Source organism: candidate division WOR-3 bacterium (assembly GCA_039802205.1).
Lineage (GTDB): Bacteria > Hydrothermota > Tepidihabitantia > SM23-42 > JAOAFX01 > JAOAFX01.
Genome location: JBDRWD010000058.1, coordinates 1 through 18,269, shown reverse-complemented (window position 1 = coordinate 18,269; position 18,269 = coordinate 1). Strand labels below are relative to the sequence as shown.

Sequence of the window (18,269 nt, the reverse complement as noted above, 5' to 3'; positions counted from 1 at the left end):
TTTTCGGCGCGGAGATTGCTTAAGATTGCCTTATTGACGATGGTATCTGTAAATTTGCTGGTAGTACCGAAGCGGATACCTGAATAGACCATCGCCCTTAACATATAAAATTTATCCTGAAGCACACCAGGCAGTCCGACTGGTCCTGGGACATTTTTCAATGCCAGCCAGATACCCTTTTCCACTGCCGGTAATAATAGAGGTCGGAGCAAAGGATTATTCCCACCGTGGAAGATACCATACAATAAGTTTTTCATGAGAAAATTATTGATTTTGACCTTTGTCTCCAGTTTCATACAGAGAATTATATTTAAAATCGAGATGGTGTCAATAAAGTAGATTTAACACTTAAGTCTCGAAGAGATCACCCTATCTCAATTTTACATTCAGCATGATTGATCGGGCAATCTCCAAGAATTTCTGCAATTGCGTTTCATCAAATTGCTTATTCCGGTACTCTTTTTTATAGGCATTGAGCGCAATATAGCGCTGGAGTGCCCATAACCGGGCGCCTTTGATCTCCGCGCCAATTTGTCTGAGGCCTTTTTCATCAATCAACCCCGGCACACAGGTCGTCCGGAATTCGTAATCGATATCAGAGTTCAACAGGAGGTTGATGGATTTTTTAATCTTATCGATCAAATCCGGCTGGGATTGAGGTTTTTTTCCGACGGCAAGAAAATAGCGGGTATCCAGGGGTGCCTTTATATCCATGGCGACATAATCCACGATTTTCAATTCCAACATTCGGCCGAGTTCTTCGGGTAGTGACCCATTGGTATCGAGTTTTATTTTTAAATTATTTTTGTGTGCAATTTCGGCAATCGTCATTATTGCTTCGGGAAAAAGTAAAGGCTCGCCGCCGGTGAGCACGATGCCATCGATCCAGTTTTTTTTCTTTAAGACGATTTTAAAAAGCTCCTCAATTTCATAAACTGGAAATTTTTCGGGATGGGTGATGAGACGCCAGTTCTGACAATAAGGACAGCGAAAATTACACCGATCAAAGAAGAATACCGAGGTTATCTTGCCATCCCAGTCAATGAGCGAGGTTTCAATAAAGGCACGGATCATCAGCTCGTCTGTGCCGGAAAGATTTTACCAGGATTGAGGATATTGTTCGGATCAAACTCTCTTTTTATCCTCAACATCATTGCCTGTGTTTTTTCATCAAGGGCAAGACCGAGGTAAGGTATCTTGGAGAGCCCCACGCCGTGTTCAGCGGTGATGGTCCCGCCCAAGGCGATCGTTATCTCATAGATATTCCGGCGCAACCGGCCGAGAAAATCGGGATTTGTTAAGAGGGATTCATCGTCACAACCGACATCGGTATGTATATTGCCATCACCGAGATGCCCGAAGGCATAAAGCCGTGTATGGAATCGCTTGAGGCATTCTTTCAACTGTTGGATGAGAATTGGGATTTTGTTTTTAGGTACGACCAGGTCTTCGCGGGCGATGATTTTTGTATACGCCTTCAAGGATTCGCCAATCTTTCTTCTTATCTCCCATATCCGCTGCCGGTCATGGCTTGATTCTGCTACCAGCACATCCGCGGCGTTGAATCGCAAGGCGATATCACCAATTCTTTCCCAGATTTTTTTCAAATAGGTTTTATCGTTGCCATCTATCTCCACGATGGTATGACCGTCAAGCGAACTATGGGGAATTTCTCGACCCAGATATCGCTCCACCAGTCTTACCACTTCTCCATCCATGAGTTCAATGGCTGTTACATCAAGACCAGTGCGCAGGACTTCTAAGGCAAATCCAGTAGCATCGTTTGGGGTTTTAAAAGGAATATAAAGGTCAACGATGATTTCCGGGCGCACCAATGTTTTTATTGTCGCCTCGCTGATGATGCCCAGTGTGCCTTCGGAACCGATGAAGAGACTGATCAAATCATAGCCAGTCACATTTTTTAAAATCTTTCCTCCCAATCGGATAACTGCGCCGTCAGGCAGAACGATTTCCAAACCGGTGATGTAATTTTTTGTCACACCGTATTTCATCGCTCGGGGTCCTCCTGCGCATTCGGCGATATTTCCGCCGATGGTACAGGAATCGAGACTTACCGGATCAGGGGGAAAGAAGAGGTTATAGGGGAGAAGGTCCCGATCCAGTATGCCGGTGATGATACCGGGCTCAACGCGCACCATCATATTTTCTTCATCAACCTCTTTGATTTTATTCAGCCGCTCCAGAGATAATACAATCCCATGATACAAAGGGACCGCACCCGCGGAAAGACTCGTTCCTCCACCCCTGGGAGTAACAGGGATGCGGTTCTCACTTGCAATTTTCATTATCTCGGATATCTCCGCGGTGCAAACTGGCTTTACCACTACCTCGGGCATTTCATGGTAGAGAGGGGTTTCATCGTGGGCATAGTTTTCCAACGCCTCAGGATCGGTGAGCACATTTTCCTTGCCCACGATTGTACAGAGACGGTTGATCAGTTTTTCATCGACCTGGTTATACATATCTCTTCAACTCATTTTTTATTTTGGTTATATCACCTTGTTCTGGGAGAAAGGGAAAGTTGCGTATATCCTCACCGGGCAGGGAGTCCGAATATGGACGGTTACAGGCAACTTCACCATCCAGACCCGGGCAGCCACTCGTCATGAATGGCTTTCCCGAGTCAATGATACTTAAAAGTTTATCTTCTGGTATGTTGAAAGAGATCAGTTGGTCCTGGTCATTGAATGCAAAGTCTTCGTAGCGGGCAAGGTTATTGTTTATCAGATAACGGGCGAGTTGCATCCTGCGGTAGGTTCCTGCGGGTGGTTGAGGGTGGTTTGCTAAAAGTGAATCCGGTTCTGGAAAGAAACTGAAAAGATGTGTTTCAATACCCTGGTCATGGGCATGCTGAATCGTTGCAGCCATTTCTTTTTCGGTTTCACCGAGTCCGACGATCAGATGAACTCCGACCCGATTACGGCCAAAGACCTGGACTGCTTCAGCAAGTGCCTGCCAGTAGCGATTCCAGTCATGCGGTCCATTAACACCTCGACCGCGGAGTTTTTCAAATAACTGGGGAGTAGCAGCATCAACCGCAATGCCCAGTCGGTCTGCGCCGGCTTCCTTCATTTCTGCAAAATCCGAATAGTTAAGGATGGTCGGAGCCGCGAGCACCGAAATGGGAAAAGGGGTTTCGGTTTTTAATATTTTTATGATTTCCTTGGTATCCTTTACTGCCCGGCGATTGGTGATCATGGAGATGCAGATTCTTTTAATATAGTCGATCTTTGCCTTCATCTGTTCTATCACGCTGGTCAATGGATAACTGTCCCATGCCACCCTGATGAAACTTTTTTCACTATACCCACCGGGTCTTTTCAGGGATAAACCACAGTAGGCACAATTACCTGCACAACCACCCTCATAGGTCAGGAGGATGTTTATACAGGGTGATTTTGCATTACGGTAAAAAAGACCATATTTAAAACCTAAGACCATGGCGGCGGCCTGGCTGATCCGGACATAGCCTGGACTTTCTTTTTTCATTTGCCACCCCTTTCTAAAACGAACAACAAATCTTCGCCCATTCAATCGCTAAGTCATCGTGCTGGGCTTTGGCTACGGCTTCATCAGCCGGCAGGGCGATGCGATTTATTCCGCATTCTAATGCCCATAAATCTATCTCGGAAACACCCCGCTTCCGGGCACAACCGAGTGCCAGAGCGACCTGCGGCATCTTAAAGCGTGCATAGATGATCAAGCGCGCGATATCCTCAGCAGAAGGTGTCTGGACTTTTTCCATGGGTGTTCCGGGCAGGGGCATGAGGCTTACGAGCACGATGGTTTCAACCGGTAGGATGCTGAGAAGGTCTATCGCCCGGTACTCGCCGATGATTCGACCATAATCGATACCGATAACGATATGAGGAATTACTGTTATGCGAGCATTGAGAAGATTTTCGATCGTTTGGAAGATTTCCCTGACACTTATTTTTGTATGGTATACCCGCCTGATTGTTTCATCAGCACCGATGACATCGATGAGCGCTTGGTCTAAACCTGCGTCTTTTAGCTGATAACAGGTTTCGGGATCAAGAATCCCGCAATGTAGAGAAATTTTTAGATTGGTCTTTTCTTTGAGCCTTTTAATTGCCGGGATAAACTCTTTAATCGGCAGGGTATGGTTGGTATCAAAGCCACCGCTTAACAAAAACCCGACAGCCTGGTCTTTAGCCAGTCTTTCACCAACCGCTATTAATTCATCAAAGTCGCGAACCGGTATCATCGTATGAAGCAATTTCCCCTGGCAATGGTGACAATGGAGCTGACAGGATTGCCCGGTGATTGAGATTGCAGGAAAATTGCCCCGGATTCCATTGTAATAAAACATCCCCGGAATATAGAAAGTTATTTTCCGGCCATGGTGTGAGTAGGAGAGCTCTCGGGCTTTATGAGCCAGATCTTTCAATTCATCCATAGTATTCCGGAAAAGAAACCCAGCAAACTTTTAATAATTCATGGAGTCTATCCCATTCTACTTCCATTTTTTTTCTTTTTTGAAGCGCCCGGTTCAGTTCTGCAAAATAGCGCTGTCGCCATTCATCCTCATAAGAGATCAGATAATCGAGGTTGTTGTTTTTTAAAGCCTTGATTATTGCCCGGCCAGCTGATTTTCCGCAGACCACTGCCTGGGGAATACCAGCACCGGTTATTGGGTGGGTCTGCCCAGCAGCATCTCCGACAAGGAGGATATTCTTCCAAACCGTTTTTGGAACCGGACCACCTACTGGAATAAGCCCGGTCGTGATGCGGACCGGGCTATCTAAAACTTTTTTCTCTTTTACCAAACGCGCGACAAATTGAGAGAATAGTTCTTTAACTTTTATCCGGTGTCCGGTTTTGACCCCTATACCGACATTTGCGGTTCTTTTCTTAGGAAATACCCAACCATAGCCCCCAAATAAGGCTGGATCAAAATAGACCTCGGTATAATCCATGTTTTTTAACAGGGGGAGTTCCTGTTGATAGGCGATGACATAATCTTTATAACGGCCATTGATGAGCTGATTCACCCTGGAATTAGGCCCATCCGCACCTACCAGTATCCGCGCATCAATTTTGACTATCTTACCTTCTCTCGCTAACCAGATTTTATCATGCTCAATCTTTAGAAATTCGGTCTTTAACCAGAGGATTGCTCCATGCTGGAGGGCATCGACCAGCAATTGTTTATCGAATACTGAGCGATGGATTAAATAACCGGGTGCAGAAAATTCATATACCTGATTGTCAGGAAAATAAACCCGTAATCCGGTTATTCTTTGCGCAATCGCATCGTCTGAAACCGCAATTTCCTGCAAAAGGAGTGCGGGGATGTATTCTCCACACTGGACAGGTATGCCCACCTCTTTCTTTTTATCAATGATCAGGACTCTCAATTTTTCCCGAGCTAAAACTTGGGCAGTAGCCGCTCCGGCTGGACCTGTCCCTACGATGACGACATCATAAGTCATTGAGCACCTTCACCAATAACCCGATATTGAGATGGGTTTGATTTTCAAATTCTCCTTTATATGCAAATGTGGCTTTGCCTAAATCATAGCAGGTTTCGCTGTTGATGTCAAGGAGGATAGCCGGGATTTTTGTCTGTTCAAAAGTCTTCTGATGTTTGATATAGAATTGTTCGCAGCAACAGCCGATATATGCTGGCCGGGTTGTGGATTTCAATTTCTTTAATTTTCGGACTAAATCTTCAAAACTGGTGATGGTTATCGGGTAAAGATCGTGCTCGTGGGATAATTGATATGCGACACCCACACTACAACCTTCACAGACCGTGCAGAAATTTTGATAACGATAAACACAGGTGGGCGATTTGGCGCAATAGGGTAGAAGAAGATACCGAGGTCGCTGGTTTATTATCTCTTCATATGTGCCGTTGACGAGAAAGATGTGATTGGACTGTTCGGGTGTGAAACCGATTTCGATCATCTTCAATTTTTCAAAGAAGCTGTCAATTATCTTTAAAAAATCGGTAAGTGTGACCTGAGGTAGATAAATGTCCGGATTATTTTGAAAATAATCTTTAAGTTCTCTTATCATCAATTCCCGTTCCAATGGCATATCCTTAAAAATGGATTCTAAATCAAATAGTGCCCGGGATGGATAGGCAAAGAAATCGCCCATCAGGATGAGACTCTGCAGACGTCGACGCCGGAGGTTGGTGATGAAAAAAGCCTTTATCTTGCCACCCTTGCTCAGTTGAGTGGTATAGATTACCGGCTGCTCAAAAACCGGCATACGCACTTTATACAGCCATTTTTCAGAGCGGAATTTTTTCAGATATTCGGGTAATAATTTTTTCTCCATCTCCGTGAGATCGGATTCAATCAGATCTATCCGGAAATGCGTTGCAAAACATTCGCGGATTAAGGTTTTGAGCATTTTTAAATCCGGGGTATAACCTAGTTCCCATTTTATACAGGTGACACGCTCTTTGAGCGAATCAATCTCATGTTTTTTCAATTTTTCAATCGGCACCCGGAGCACCCGGAGCATCGTCTCCACATCAAAATCAACCAGGAGTGTCCCCTGGAATAAAAAGGCTTTTCCCTCTTCGGCACCACCGGTTCCAGAAATTTTCCGACCGTTTACTTCAATATCATTGCGTCCCCGGAAACGGGCATTGATGCCCAAAGATTGGAGTAACTGGATTATGGGCTGGGATAATTTTTTGAATAAATCGGTGTTGGGTGGATGGTGATTGAAGAATTCTTTCCGGGCAATGACCTCCCATCCGAGTTGTGTTCGATCAAAAAATACCGTTCCACCGCCGGTAATGCGCCGGTTGATTTCAATCCCCATCTGGCGACAGTAATCCATCCGGACCTCCTGTTCAATCGATTGATGAAAACCGACGAGCACCGCTGGTGGGTAAAACTGAAGCACGCGGATGGTATTGGGGATTTTATCTTGGGCGCAGAGTTCAAGGAGCATCGCATCTATTGCCATATTCTCGGCAGCGGAAAGGGCACCGGTATCTAAAAAACGCCAGGCTTTTTTCTCGTTCAATATTTCCCCCTCTGGATGGAGAGGACTATTCCGATGGCGAGGAAACATGCCAGGAGTGAAGAACCACCATAGCTGATAAAAGGTAAGGGGACGCCGGTGATGGGTAGGATACCCAAGGTCATGCCGATGTTGATGAATGTTTGATACCAGAACCAGGTAAGGATGCCGATGACCACCAGGCTGGAAAATTTATGCTTTGTCTCATGGGCAATGCGCAATAGCCGGTAGAAAAGAAGGATATACATGAATGTCACAATGAGCACCCCGAGCAATCCGAATTCCTCGCCGATGCAGGAAAATATGAAGTCGGTGTGTCTTTCCGGAAGAAATTCTAATTTTTTTTGAGTGCCGGAAAGGAATCCTTTGCCCAGCACCTGCCCGGAACCAATTGCAATCTTGGATTGGATGGATTGCCAGGAGATACCTTTGGGGTCAATCCAGGGAGAGAGGAAGGCAATGATTCTTTTTTGTTGGTAAGACTTCAGTGAATGCCATATCAAGGGCGTGATGAGCCCGGTGATAGGATTGATGATAATATGATACAAAATCTCGGTTAATTTTTTCCGCGAGTAGACAAAGATTCCGAATATTACCATAAAACCTAACCATATGTAAATGGAGAAACTGGTGAAAGCAGAGATCAAAGGTGAGAAGAAGATCAAAATCTTCTCAAAGGGCATACCCGCCCAAAAGAGCATCACACACATGATCGGAAAGAAAATCTGTGCTGCCCCAAGGTCGGGTTCCATAAATATTAGCGAAGAGGGCAAGGCAATGATCAAAAGTGGAATGAAAAAATCGGCAAATTTTTCCAGTTTTTTTCTTTCACTGAGATAACTGGCAAGAAATAGAATGGTGCCGATTTTGGTGAATTCGGATGGTTGGAGAGAGAAAAATCCGATGTTGAACCAGCGCCGAGGATAGCCTGAGGCATAAAAAAGGACTAAACCCGTCGCCAGCAAACAGAGGAGGTAAAACAAGAATGAAAAGGCAGACCAGAAACGGACGGAGAATTTGCTTACAAGTAGTGAGAAGAATATCCCCAAAACCAGCCAGATCGTCTGTTTCAAAAGATAGTTGCTGCCGCCTGTGGAAAAAATCATCGCCAGTCCGATTAAGGAGATCAGGGCAGAGAAAAAGAGTATACGGAAGTCATTCTGTTTCATGGCTATACCGCTTTTCAATTTCGGAAAAGATTTTGATGATTCTACCTACCAAAGGTGCTGCAACAGCACCGCCGTGTCCAGCATTTTCCACCAATGCACAGACCAGGATGCGGGGTTTTTCTGTTGGAGCATAGCCTACAAAGAGGGCATGGTCTTCACCATGGGGATTTTCCGCAGTTCCGGTCTTGCCGCTTACTTCATAACCGTAAACCCGGGCAAGGGTGCCTGTACCTACTAAAACTACGCGGTGTAGTGCCTCCCGTACCGTTTGGAGTGCCTCTATATTTTTGTTTATTTTTTTGATTGTTGGGGGTTGATGGAGTTTGAGATGGGGTACGACCAAGACATTTTCCTGATTAGCGAAGAGGGTGTAAGCACGGGCGAGCTGGAGCGGAGTAGCAAGGATATCGCCCTGTCCAATGCTAAGATTATAGATATGCCCCTCGGTCCAAGATCGTCCATACTTTTTGTTTAAATAATTCCGGTCCGGGATTAATCCACCTTTTTCCTGGGGAAGATCAATCCCCGTTGGCTGACCAAATCCCAATTCATAGAGGATTTCGGCGATATTATCTATGCCTAAAAATTTGCCCAATTGATAAAAATAAACATCACAGGAATGGGTTATTGCCTCAACAAGGTTTAAACTTCCGTGAATTTTCCAACAGCCAAAGATACGGTTGCCCAATCTAAGACCCCCGGTGCAGGGTTCAAATCTTTTTTTCGGTTCGATCAATCCTTTGTCCAGTGCTACGAGTGCCAGGAATGGTTTGATCGTGGAGCCGATTGGATAACAGCTCATTGTCGCGCGATTGAACATCGGAGCATCTTGAGAATTGATCAATGCATTCCATTCAGCAGCCTTGAGTCCCCGGACGAAACGGTTAGGGTCGTAGCCCGGTTTCGAATATAATACATATACTTCACCGTTCTGGGGATTGAGGGCAACGACTGCTGCGCGGGGATAAGGTTTGAGGAGCTGGGCGGTGGAATCACACAATTCTAAATCCAAAGTGGTGTAAAGGTCGTCGCCCGGCACTGGTGGCACCGGCCGATATTCAGCGACTTTACCCACCTCCCTGCCCAGAACATCTACCTCCACATAATCTATCCCGTCTTTGCCGCTTAACTCTTTTTCATATTGTTCTTCAATACCGGTCCGACCGATATAATCGCCAATCTTGTATTCTTTCATCAGTTTCAGTTCGACATCGGTTATTTCACTCACATAACCTAAAACATGGCAGAATAAATCGGCATAGGGATAGTTGCGCACAGGTTCTACACCTACTTCTATTCCGGCTAATTCCGAACGATGTTCTTCAATCATTGAAACCTGTTTAAAAGAGATATCCCGGACGATCTTTATTGCAACATAGGGATTTTTTTCAATTTTGAATTTTTTTTTGATTTCAGTGGTATCTATACCGAATATCTGGGCAATCTTTGTAATGGTTTTTTGTTCGGCTAATGCCGGAATGATTGAAACATAAAACGCCGGACGTGTATTGGCGAGCACACGGCCATAGCGGTCATAGATGTTTCCCCGGGGGGCGATGATATACTTTTTCTTTATCCTATTTTCCTCGGATAACCGATGGTAATATTTCCCTTCAAATATCTGGAGTTTAAAACTGAAGAACAGAATAAGCACAAAACTGAGCAGAATTGCAATCTGTAAAAAACGATATTTTTTTAACTCCGGATCCATACCTTATAAAAAAGTTTCTGGAGGATAAAGAAGATTGGGAGACAGAAGATAAGGGTTAAAATCAAGGTATTCCAATTTGCCATGCGTCCCCCGATTATATAGACTAGTAAAACTCGAAGGAGATAGAAGATAAAGAAAATCAAGATTAGGGTTAATGGTTCCCGGACAAAATATTTTCGGAGCAGTACCAACCCTTGGGCTAAAAGTAAAAAAATCAGCATATTAAGTCCCAGGGATAATGGATAATAGAGGTCAATCAATAAACCCATAAAGGCACTGAAGATAAGGGCAGATTTATCATCTTCGTTGAGGACGACAAAATAAAGCAGTATGGTGAGAAGGTCAATGAAGGAATTGAGGGGCAAAAATAGATAGCTGATAATCACATACCACAGATAACGCATATGCTTTAGTAGATTACATAGACATAATGCAAAGCATTGATACTTATTGCTGGTTCAATTTCAACCTCTTTAAAAAATAAGTCTTCTTTCTTTTTTATATTTTTGACCACCCCGATTAATAATCCGCCTGGAAAGATGTCGCTCAAACCCGAAGTATAAATGGAATCTCCAATCTGCACATCGTCCTTAGACTTGATATATTCCAAGTAATGGCTGGTTCTTTTTTTGACGATGCCATAGATACCCGAACGGCTATCGACCGCACTGATGGCAAAGTCCACATTTTCTATTGTCTCCACAATTGCGGTGTTTTCCGCCAACGATTTTATCCTGCCTACGATACAATTTTCCAACACGACCGGTGCATTCAGATTCAGTCCGTGTGTCGAGCCTTTATCCAGATACAAAAAACCGTTGAAATTCTGGGGGTCACGACCAATAATATTGGCTTTTAATAAACGCAGGTGGGCAGTTAAGATGGTGTCTGCGGCTTTATACTGTTCGAGTTGATAGCGGAGCGCCTGGTTTTCGATCTGAAGTTTGCTCACTTCGGTTTCCAGGTAGTCAATCTTCTTCTGTGAGGTCTCAAGATACTGGATATACCGGTAAGATACCCGTAACGGGAGAAGCAATATTTCACCAATTTTATTGCTCAGATAAAGGTCCGCCTGGGGGTTGAGAAGTATGAAGGTTAATGCGATTACCAGAAGGCTGGCGAATAAAACTAATTGAATGCGGGACAACTATTCTCGCTTCAAGGTAAAGATGACCTTTTCATATTTTTGCATATCTTCAAGGATCTTGCCGGCTCCATAGACCACAGCCTTATTGGGTTGTTCGGCGACCGTCACCGGTAGATTTGTCTCTTCGCGAATCAGGGTATCGATCCCCCTTAATAATGAGCCTCCACCGGCCATGTAAATGCCAGAATTTACAATATCTGCGGCGAGTTCAGGTGGGGTTTTCTCCAAGGTGCTCCTCACCGCTTCAATGATCATGGAGAGCGGCTCCTGAATCGCTTCTCTCACCTCGTGGCTGGTGATTTTGATCGTTTTAGGGATGCCTTTAACCAGATCCCGCCCACGAACTTCCATCGTTCTTTCCTCTTCAGTAGGGAAGGCATTACCGATCGCAATCTTGATTTCTTCGGCAGTCTGTTCCCCAATTATGAGATTATAATTTTTTTTGATATACTGGACGATGGCATCGTCCATTTCGTCCCCAGCGACCCGGATTGAGTTGTTAGTAACAATCCCGGAAAGGGCAATGACTGCGATTTCGGTAGTACCTCCACCGATATCGATGATCATATTCCCCTGAGGTAGATGGACCGGAAGATTTATGCCGATGGCTGCTGCGATCGGTTCCGAGACAAGGTATACTTCCCTTGCCCCAGCTGCTTCTACCGAATCCCGCACAGCTCTTTTCTCAACCTCAGTAATACCTGATGGCACGCAGATGATCACGCGAGGTCGGGTGAAGAGTTTCTTTTGCTGAATTTTTTCAATAAAGGCGCGCAGGAGCAGTTCCACCATTTCAAAATCAGCGATCACCCCATCCTTCATCGGCCGGATTGCCCGGATATCCTCGGGAGTCTTACCAAGCATCCGTTTGGCTTCTTCGCCTACTGCAACGCATTTCTTGGTTTTGATATCCACCGCCACGACCGTTGGTTCGTTAAGGACGATACCCCGGCCATGGACATAAATTAAGGTGGTGCAGGTCCCCAAATCTATTGCCACATCACTTAAAAAATGGCTTCTTAAATTCTTAAAGAAATTGCCGATGTTGAATGCCAAAGGTAGCCTCCTTGTGGAATATAATATTTATTTTTTCGTCCATGTCAAGCAAATGATTGTTGACGTGGACAAAAACTTGGGTATATTTATTTAATGACAAAAAAATTCAAACTCGGTCCTTATAATTATTGTGATTACCGTTGTGACCGGTGTGCTGAACAGGCCGATTGTCGGGTTTACAAAGAGAATCAAGAACGGATTTTACAGCATTATTTAAAAGGCGAAGATCCGAACGATCCAGAAATTTTTTTGAATGATTTGAAGGAAATATTTGAAAAAACCCAGAAGATGATAGAACAGGCAGCTTTAGAACAGGGAATTGAACTTGGTGAAATAGTAAATTCAAAAACACCTGACCCTCATAATTATTTAGTCTATAATCTTGCCTATGATTATTTCCAGCGTGCCCACAAAATTATAGCCGATCTGGAAGCCCAAGGAATACCTGAAACATTAAAAGAGGCATTTGAGGATTTTGTCTGGTATCATACACTACTGGTAGCAAAAACCGGGAGATTGGTTAGCTCTTTTGATGATGAATTCTTTGATCCGGAGGCCCGACGCATGGAAGAAGAAGCTACTCTCCAGGTGATCCAGAAAGGTATAGATCTTTCCCGCAATGCCTTGAATAAAATGCTCAATGAATTACCGGACAATTTTCAGGAGATAGTGGATTTGCTTGATTTATTAAAAAGATTGGAGATACAGTTGAAGACTGCGATGAGAGAAAAACAGGAGGAAGGCTAACAATTGAGCTGGTCCTTGAGGGGAGAATGGGATTGAAAAATTTTGTATTCAGAGTAAAAAATACCATTGAGACCCACAAAATGTTTCAGGGAGTCAAAAAGGCGGTGCTTGCGTTCTCTGCTGGACCAGATTCTGTTTGTCTCCTTGATGTTTTGAAGGAGATTTATGCAGGGAAGATCGACTTTACTCTGGTCTATGTAAATCATGGTCTGCGACCCCGGGGTGCTTTGAAAACAGAGGAAGAACTCACTGCCTATTATGCGAAAAAATATGACTGTGATTTTGCAATTATAAAAATCAAGGTTCCCAAAACTGATAAGGGACTGGAGGCGGAAGCTCGGGTCCGTCGCTATCAGGCATTGCAGGAATATGCCCGGAAGATTGGGGCTGCGCGGATTGTGCTTGGTCATCATCTGGATGATGTAGTGGAGACATTTTTTTTGAATCTGGTGCGGGGTAGTGGCAATATTGGACTCCAGTCAATCCCACCAGTGAAGCTGCCGTTTGTTCGACCGTTATTAGATGTTCGGAAAGACGAAATTTTGGATTATTTAAGATCGAGACATTTGAAATTTTCACAGGATAAGACCAATCTTGATATCCAGTTCCGCAGGAATTTCATCCGCATAAAGTTAATTCCCCTTCTTTTGCGCTTAAATCCCCGACTCCATGAGACGATAAAAAGAGAGATCGCAATTCTCCACAACGACGAAGAATTTTTAGAGCAGATAGTACGCCGGGTGTATAAGAGGTGTATCCAGACGAAGAAAGATGGTTTACTCCTTGACTTAGCCCGTCTGATGCGGTATAATAAAGCAATAAGAAATAGGGTATTGATGAAGGGAATAATGGAATTGAAAGGCGATTTAATCGGGATTGAGAGTAAACATATTGAGAGTGTATGGAGTCTAAGAGATAAACAAAGTGGCCGTCAGATTTTTCTTCCGGCTGGTCTTTATGCCCAGAAGATTTATGATAATATCTTTCTGGGATGGAAAAAGAAGAATAATCAGGAAAATGAAAAAGAGATTGTCGCAGGGAAAGAATTAATTTTTGATGGGTTAAAAATTGCGACCGAAATCGTATCGAATTGGCATGGGAATAAGAATTTAAAGAATTGTGAGTTATTTGATTATAACCATCTTTCATTGCCTTTATTTCTAAGGCACCGGAAAGATGGGGATGTAGTATTGATAAAAAACGGCAAGAAGAAATTGAAAGAGATCTTGAATGAAAAAAGGGTGCCGGTCAATGAAAGAGACGGTGTTGTGCTTCTATGCGATCAGAAAGGGATATTATGGGTTATGGGAATCTATCGGGCATATCGGGCATTGGTCAGCAAAGAGACCAAAAAAATCCTGAAGGTGGCGTTTGAATATCTTAATTAAAGAAGAAGATATCAAAAAAAGGGTAAAGGAATTGGGTAAGGAGATAAATAACGACTATAAAGGAAAAACGCCCATTCTCATCGGTGTGCTCAAAGGGGCATTTGTGTTCCTTGCCGATTTGCTTCGGGAACTTGAGATACCAGTGGAGATTGATTTTTTAGGTATATCAAGTTATACCGGGACAAAATCAAGCGGGATTGTTCGTATCACCCAGGATTTATCTTTGAATATTGAGGACCGAGATGTGATTCTGGTAGAGGATATCGTGGATTCCGGGCGAACTCTGGATTATATTATCAATAACTTGAAGATAAGAAAGCCGAGAAGCATTGCGGTCTGCACGCTCTTGAATAAAAAAGATGCGCGGGTAGTTGATGTTCTCCTCACATATGTTGGTTTTAATATTCCCCGCGTCTTTGTTGTAGGCTATGGTCTGGATTATGAGAATAAATTCCGGAATTTAAAATATATCGGGGTTTACCATGGCGAATAACAAGAAACAAAAGAGTAAAGCTTGGCAGACAGTCCTGATCTGGACACTGCTCTTTTTATTGGTCTGGTTTGGGATGCAGTATTTCTCAAACCAGGGTAGCCGCTCCGTCACCATTCCTTATTCTATCTTCATCCGCGAATTGAAGATAAGAAATGTAGAAAGGGTGACGATCACCGAACGGTCAATTCGGGGAACATTCCACAATCCGATACCATATGAAGGGAAAAGTTATCGGGAATTCAATACCTTGATTCCCTTTGAGGATACAAAACTCATCGATGAACTTTTAAAGTATAATGTAGAAGTTTTCGTCAAGCAGCGCTCGGGGTGGAGCGACATATTGATTGGAATAATACCTTGGTTGGTGCTCATAGGTATCTGGGCTTTATTTCTGCGCCAGATGCAATCCGGACAGAATAGGGCACTGGGATTTGGTAAAAGTCGGGCAAAGATTGTCTTGGAGAATAAACCTTCCACAACCTTCAATGATGTGGCTGGTGTTGAAGAGGCAAAGCAAGAATTACAGGAAGTGATTGAATTTTTAAAAGAACCGAGGAAATTCACCCGCCTCGGAGGTAGGATTCCTAAAGGGGTGTTACTTTTAGGCCCACCGGGCACAGGAAAAACGCTAATGGCAAGGGCGGTCGCCGGAGAGGCTGGTGTGCCTTTTATCTCTATCAGTGGCTCGGATTTTGTAGAAATGTTCGTCGGTGTTGGAGCATCCCGGGTACGGGATTTATTTGATACCGCCAAGAGGCATTCACCCTGTATTGTCTTCATTGATGAGATTGATGCGGTGGGCAGACTCCGTGGTGCGGGTCTTGGTGGTGGTCATGATGAAAGAGAACAGACTTTAAATCAACTTTTAGTTGAGATGGATGGATTTGAGGTGAATGAGGGTATTATTCTAATGGCTGCAACGAACCGTCCGGATATTCTTGATCCTGCACTCTTAAGACCCGGGAGATTTGATCGGGTGATTGTTCTTGACCGTCCGGATGTGCGTGGACGGCTGGGAATCTTGAAGGTCCATACAAGAAGAACACCCCTGGGACCGGATGTGGATTTAGAGGTTCTCGCCCGTGGTACCCCGGGATTTTCAGGGGCAGACCTCGCTAATATGGTCAATGAAGCCGCCCTCCTGGCAGCACGCCGTAATAAAGATAAAGTTACCATGCAGGAATTTGAAGATGCGAAGGACAAAATTCTGATGGGCGTGGAGCGAAAAAGTCTATTGATATCGGAAGATGAAAAAAGACTTACCGCTTACCACGAATGCGGTCATGTGCTGGTATCCAAGTTTTTACCGGGTATGGATCCGATCCATAAGGTTACGATTATTCCTCGTGGTATGGCTCTGGGTGTGACGCAGGCATTGCCGCTGGACGAACGGCGGACTTATTCAAAGACTTATTGTTTCAATCAGCTCGCCTTTATGTTGGGTGGAAGGGTTGCAGAAAAACTGGTTTTGGGTGATCTTTCTACGGGTTCGGGAAATGATATTGAAAAGGCGACAAAACTTGCCCGCAAAATGGTGTGTGAATGGGGGATGAGTGAGCGACTTGGACCCTTGACTTATGGTGAAAAGCAGGAGGAGATCTTTTTAGGTCGGGAAATCGGCATACATCGTGATTACTCTGAAGCGACTGCCCGGGAAATCGATGAAGAGGTAAAAAGTATCATAAAGAAAGCCGAGGCGATTGCGGAGGAGATCATCAAAAATAATATAGATAAATTGAAATTGCTGGCGGAGAAACTCTTGGAGAAGGAAATTTTAAGCGGCGATGAGATTGATGAGATAATCGGGTTGAAAAAGGAAAAATAGCGACTGAATTTTTATGAATACCAGTCATCAGAAGATTGAGAGCATTTATGGACAAAAAAAAGATTGAGCAGGCAGTAAGGATAATTCTTAAAGCAATCGGTGAAGATATAAACCGTGATGGTTTGAGAGATACACCTCGGCGGGTGGCGGAGATGTACGAAGAGATTTTTGCAGGTGTGGGGCAGGATCCGAAAAAGGAACTTAAGACCTATCGGGCAAGAAATGAAAATGAGATGATACTGGTAAAAGATATTCCATTTTACTCAATTTGTGAGCATCATTTATTGCCATTTTTTGGAAAGGCACATATTGTCTATATTCCAAAAGAGAACAAGATTACCGGATTTTCTAGCCTGGTGCGGGTGATTGATGTGATGTCTAAGAGGCCATTGTTACAAGAAAGATTGACCCATGAGATTGCGGATTTTCTGATGGCAAATTTAAAACCGATGGGTGTGCTGGTGGTGATTGAGGCAGAGCATTTGTGTCTTTCAATGATCGGAGTTAAGAAACCAGGTACTTTGACAGTGACCTCAGCAATCCGCGGTGTGATGCAATCCCCCGCAACCCGGGCAGAGGCATTTTCATTGATAAAAGGTAAATAAGATCTACATTTTTGGTTTTCCTCGTTTATCATTTCTTTTGATGCAAGTTTAAGCCTCCAATGAGATTGGCAAAAAACTGAAATAGAAGGATATTTTAGTTATCTTGGTTATTCATAACTTTTGACAGGACTAAAAGGTACTGGTTGGATGTTTATATGCATATTTATTATTTAGACACTTCGGGCAACCGGGATGAATATATGTTGGGTTAGATACAATAATGGATGGGACATCTCTTACAATTAGTGGAGGTAGAACTTCCCCGGGTTATGTTGACTCAGTTAGATGTGGTTATGGTGGAAATGAGTAGTATCGAAGGAGATGCGGGTTGGTTTCTTATTGTGTATATATGAAGCGCAGAGGCTACTTGGTTTGGAATTGGAAAGATGGTAGCAATGGCTAACGAGAATACTCGGACCGAGATCAGAAAGAGATACTAAGAGGCATTACGCCAATTCACTCTTGAAAAAGAATAGAGACCGGGATAGAGAGAAAGGGCGGCTCTGCCACCCTTTCTTATTTCGTTATTCCTTCGCTAACAGCACCAAAAGAATCACAAACATATAAGCAACCACAGCCACTAAAATCAATTCCTCCATCTTAACAACACCCTTAACGAAAAATATCTCTCCTTCTTGAAATCACAAAAACCCTCCTCAATCCGCATCCGATACCCATAAATTTCTAAAACCAAACTGCTATCAGATAAATCGGTTACAATATACAATGGATCATCGTCTTCTTCTGATAGCAAACCTTACACCACCAAAGAATTTTTCTATCCCTGAACCACACCTTCTTTAGACAACCAGAAAACTTACCGCACCTAACCCAAACATCACCTTTTACAAGAATCACAAAGTTAACCCACGCCAAAATAGGAGATTGCTCGTTATACCTACCGAGCTTTATCCAATCAATGAGGATTTCTAAATGCTGGCGTCTTTTAAGCCATTCCAGAAAATAGGGAGAGATGCCTGCGTAAGCATCATTGAGCGTGAATTTGCTTTTACCAAAGAAACGCCAGAGTCTATTTAAATTGGTTTTGAATTTAACGGTTACGGGTAATTGTCGAGCCAATTCACACAGGATCGGT

19 protein-coding genes are annotated in these 18,269 nt (G+C 43.8%); 6 read left to right on the top strand and 13 right to left on the bottom strand.

What is annotated here, in order from left to right:
- The 12 genes from ABIL39_10255 to ABIL39_10200 all read right to left on the bottom strand — a co-directional run.
- Window positions 1-296, bottom strand: a 296-nt coding sequence (locus tag ABIL39_10255) for a hypothetical protein (GenBank protein MEO0166502.1), incomplete at its 3' end; no start/stop codon positions are given.
- A 73-nt stretch (window positions 297-369) separates the two neighbouring features.
- Complete coding sequence (locus ABIL39_10250) at window positions 370-1,074, bottom strand: anaerobic ribonucleoside-triphosphate reductase activating protein (GenBank protein ID MEO0166501.1); 705 nt, start codon at window positions 1,072-1,074, stop codon at window positions 370-372.
- Complete coding sequence (locus tag ABIL39_10245) at window positions 1,074-2,483, bottom strand: FAD-binding oxidoreductase (protein MEO0166500.1); 1,410 nt, start codon at window positions 2,481-2,483, stop codon at window positions 1,074-1,076. The genes ABIL39_10250 and ABIL39_10245 overlap by 1 nt, the downstream gene beginning before the upstream one ends.
- Complete coding sequence (locus ABIL39_10240; GenBank protein ID MEO0166499.1) at window positions 2,476-3,510, bottom strand: radical SAM protein; 1,035 nt, start codon at window positions 3,508-3,510, stop codon at window positions 2,476-2,478. The genes ABIL39_10245 and ABIL39_10240 overlap by 8 nt, the downstream gene beginning before the upstream one ends.
- Before the next feature lie 13 nt (window positions 3,511-3,523).
- Window positions 3,524-4,441 carry a radical SAM protein gene (locus ABIL39_10235; GenBank protein MEO0166498.1) on the bottom strand — a complete coding sequence of 306 codons (918 nt, stop codon included), beginning with the start codon at window positions 4,439-4,441 and terminating at the stop codon, window positions 3,524-3,526.
- A complete protein-coding gene (locus ABIL39_10230; protein ID MEO0166497.1) occupies window positions 4,434-5,477 on the bottom strand; it encodes an NAD(P)/FAD-dependent oxidoreductase in 1,044 nt (347 codons plus the stop codon). The genes ABIL39_10235 and ABIL39_10230 overlap by 8 nt, the downstream gene beginning before the upstream one ends.
- The gene (locus ABIL39_10225) at window positions 5,467-7,035 is read right to left on the bottom strand and encodes a biotin/lipoate A/B protein ligase family protein (GenBank protein ID MEO0166496.1); all 1,569 of its coding nucleotides are present in this window, start codon (window positions 7,033-7,035) and stop codon (window positions 5,467-5,469) included. Before ABIL39_10225 ends, ABIL39_10230 begins: the two co-directional genes overlap by 11 nt.
- Entirely contained in the window at window positions 7,032-8,201 is a 1,170-nt protein-coding gene (gene rodA, locus ABIL39_10220) for a rod shape-determining protein RodA (protein ID MEO0166495.1), read from the bottom strand. Before rodA ends, ABIL39_10225 begins: the two co-directional genes overlap by 4 nt.
- Window positions 8,188-9,912 (bottom strand): penicillin-binding protein 2, encoded by a 1,725-nt coding sequence (gene mrdA / locus ABIL39_10215; protein MEO0166494.1) that lies wholly within the window; start codon window positions 9,910-9,912, stop codon window positions 8,188-8,190. Before mrdA ends, rodA begins: the two co-directional genes overlap by 14 nt.
- Window positions 9,897-10,316 carry a hypothetical protein gene (locus ABIL39_10210; protein MEO0166493.1) on the bottom strand — a complete coding sequence of 140 codons (420 nt, stop codon included), beginning with the start codon at window positions 10,314-10,316 and terminating at the stop codon, window positions 9,897-9,899. The genes mrdA and ABIL39_10210 overlap by 16 nt, the downstream gene beginning before the upstream one ends.
- Before the next feature lie 5 nt (window positions 10,317-10,321).
- Complete coding sequence (gene mreC, locus ABIL39_10205; GenBank protein ID MEO0166492.1) at window positions 10,322-11,059, bottom strand: rod shape-determining protein MreC; 738 nt, start codon at window positions 11,057-11,059, stop codon at window positions 10,322-10,324.
- Window positions 11,060-12,115 (bottom strand): rod shape-determining protein, encoded by a 1,056-nt coding sequence (locus ABIL39_10200; protein MEO0166491.1) that lies wholly within the window; start codon window positions 12,113-12,115, stop codon window positions 11,060-11,062. It abuts the gene before it with no gap.
- A 93-nt stretch (window positions 12,116-12,208) separates the two neighbouring features.
- Between ABIL39_10200 and ABIL39_10195 the strand changes: the two genes are divergently transcribed.
- From ABIL39_10195 to ABIL39_10170, 6 genes are all read left to right on the top strand, one after another.
- Complete coding sequence (locus ABIL39_10195; protein ID MEO0166490.1) at window positions 12,209-12,862, top strand: hypothetical protein; 654 nt, start codon at window positions 12,209-12,211, stop codon at window positions 12,860-12,862.
- A 26-nt stretch (window positions 12,863-12,888) separates the two neighbouring features.
- Window positions 12,889-14,250: a tRNA lysidine(34) synthetase TilS gene (gene tilS, locus ABIL39_10190; protein ID MEO0166489.1), complete on the top strand. Its 1,362-nt coding sequence runs from the start codon at window positions 12,889-12,891 to the stop codon at window positions 14,248-14,250.
- A complete protein-coding gene (gene hpt, locus ABIL39_10185) occupies window positions 14,234-14,743 on the top strand; it encodes a hypoxanthine phosphoribosyltransferase (GenBank protein MEO0166488.1) in 510 nt (169 codons plus the stop codon). The genes tilS and hpt overlap by 17 nt, the downstream gene beginning before the upstream one ends.
- Entirely contained in the window at window positions 14,733-16,568 is a 1,836-nt protein-coding gene (ftsH, locus tag ABIL39_10180) for an ATP-dependent zinc metalloprotease FtsH (GenBank protein ID MEO0166487.1), read from the top strand. The genes hpt and ftsH overlap by 11 nt, the downstream gene beginning before the upstream one ends.
- Before the next feature lie 47 nt (window positions 16,569-16,615).
- Window positions 16,616-17,173 carry a GTP cyclohydrolase I FolE gene (folE, locus tag ABIL39_10175; protein MEO0166486.1) on the top strand — a complete coding sequence of 186 codons (558 nt, stop codon included), beginning with the start codon at window positions 16,616-16,618 and terminating at the stop codon, window positions 17,171-17,173.
- 224 nt (window positions 17,174-17,397) lie between these two features.
- Window positions 17,398-17,526 (top strand): hypothetical protein, encoded by a 129-nt coding sequence (locus ABIL39_10170; protein ID MEO0166485.1) that lies wholly within the window; start codon window positions 17,398-17,400, stop codon window positions 17,524-17,526.
- 361 nt (window positions 17,527-17,887) lie between these two features.
- Here the strand turns inward: ABIL39_10170 and ABIL39_10165 are convergent.
- On the bottom strand, window positions 17,888-18,269 hold a 382-nt coding region (locus ABIL39_10165), incomplete at its 5' end, for a hypothetical protein (protein MEO0166484.1).

What these genes read in the sequence shown, in the direction of transcription:
- folE (MEO0166486.1), top strand. Translation starts at nt 16,616, where the DNA reads ATGGACAAAAAAAAGATTGAGCAGGCAGTAAGGATAATTCTTAAAGCA.
- ABIL39_10230 (MEO0166497.1), bottom strand. Translation starts at nt 5,477, where the DNA reads ATGACTTATGATGTCGTCATCGTAGGGACAGGTCCAGCCGGAGCGGCT.
- ftsH (MEO0166487.1), top strand. Translation starts at nt 14,733, where the DNA reads ATGGCGAATAACAAGAAACAAAAGAGTAAAGCTTGGCAGACAGTCCTG.
- ABIL39_10170 (MEO0166485.1), top strand. Translation starts at nt 17,398, where the DNA reads ATGGGACATCTCTTACAATTAGTGGAGGTAGAACTTCCCCGGGTTATG.
- ABIL39_10235 (MEO0166498.1), bottom strand. Translation starts at nt 4,441, where the DNA reads ATGGATGAATTGAAAGATCTGGCTCATAAAGCCCGAGAGCTCTCCTAC.
- ABIL39_10210 (MEO0166493.1), bottom strand. Translation starts at nt 10,316, where the DNA reads ATGCGTTATCTGTGGTATGTGATTATCAGCTATCTATTTTTGCCCCTC.
- ABIL39_10240 (MEO0166499.1), bottom strand. Translation starts at nt 3,510, where the DNA reads ATGAAAAAAGAAAGTCCAGGCTATGTCCGGATCAGCCAGGCCGCCGCC.
- ABIL39_10250 (MEO0166501.1), bottom strand. Translation starts at nt 1,074, where the DNA reads ATGATCCGTGCCTTTATTGAAACCTCGCTCATTGACTGGGATGGCAAG.
- ABIL39_10195 (MEO0166490.1), top strand. Translation starts at nt 12,209, where the DNA reads ATGACAAAAAAATTCAAACTCGGTCCTTATAATTATTGTGATTACCGT.
- tilS (MEO0166489.1), top strand. Translation starts at nt 12,889, where the DNA reads ATGGGATTGAAAAATTTTGTATTCAGAGTAAAAAATACCATTGAGACC.
- mrdA (MEO0166494.1), bottom strand. Translation starts at nt 9,912, where the DNA reads ATGGATCCGGAGTTAAAAAAATATCGTTTTTTACAGATTGCAATTCTG.
- rodA (MEO0166495.1), bottom strand. Translation starts at nt 8,201, where the DNA reads ATGAAACAGAATGACTTCCGTATACTCTTTTTCTCTGCCCTGATCTCC.
- ABIL39_10245 (MEO0166500.1), bottom strand. Translation starts at nt 2,483, where the DNA reads ATGTATAACCAGGTCGATGAAAAACTGATCAACCGTCTCTGTACAATC.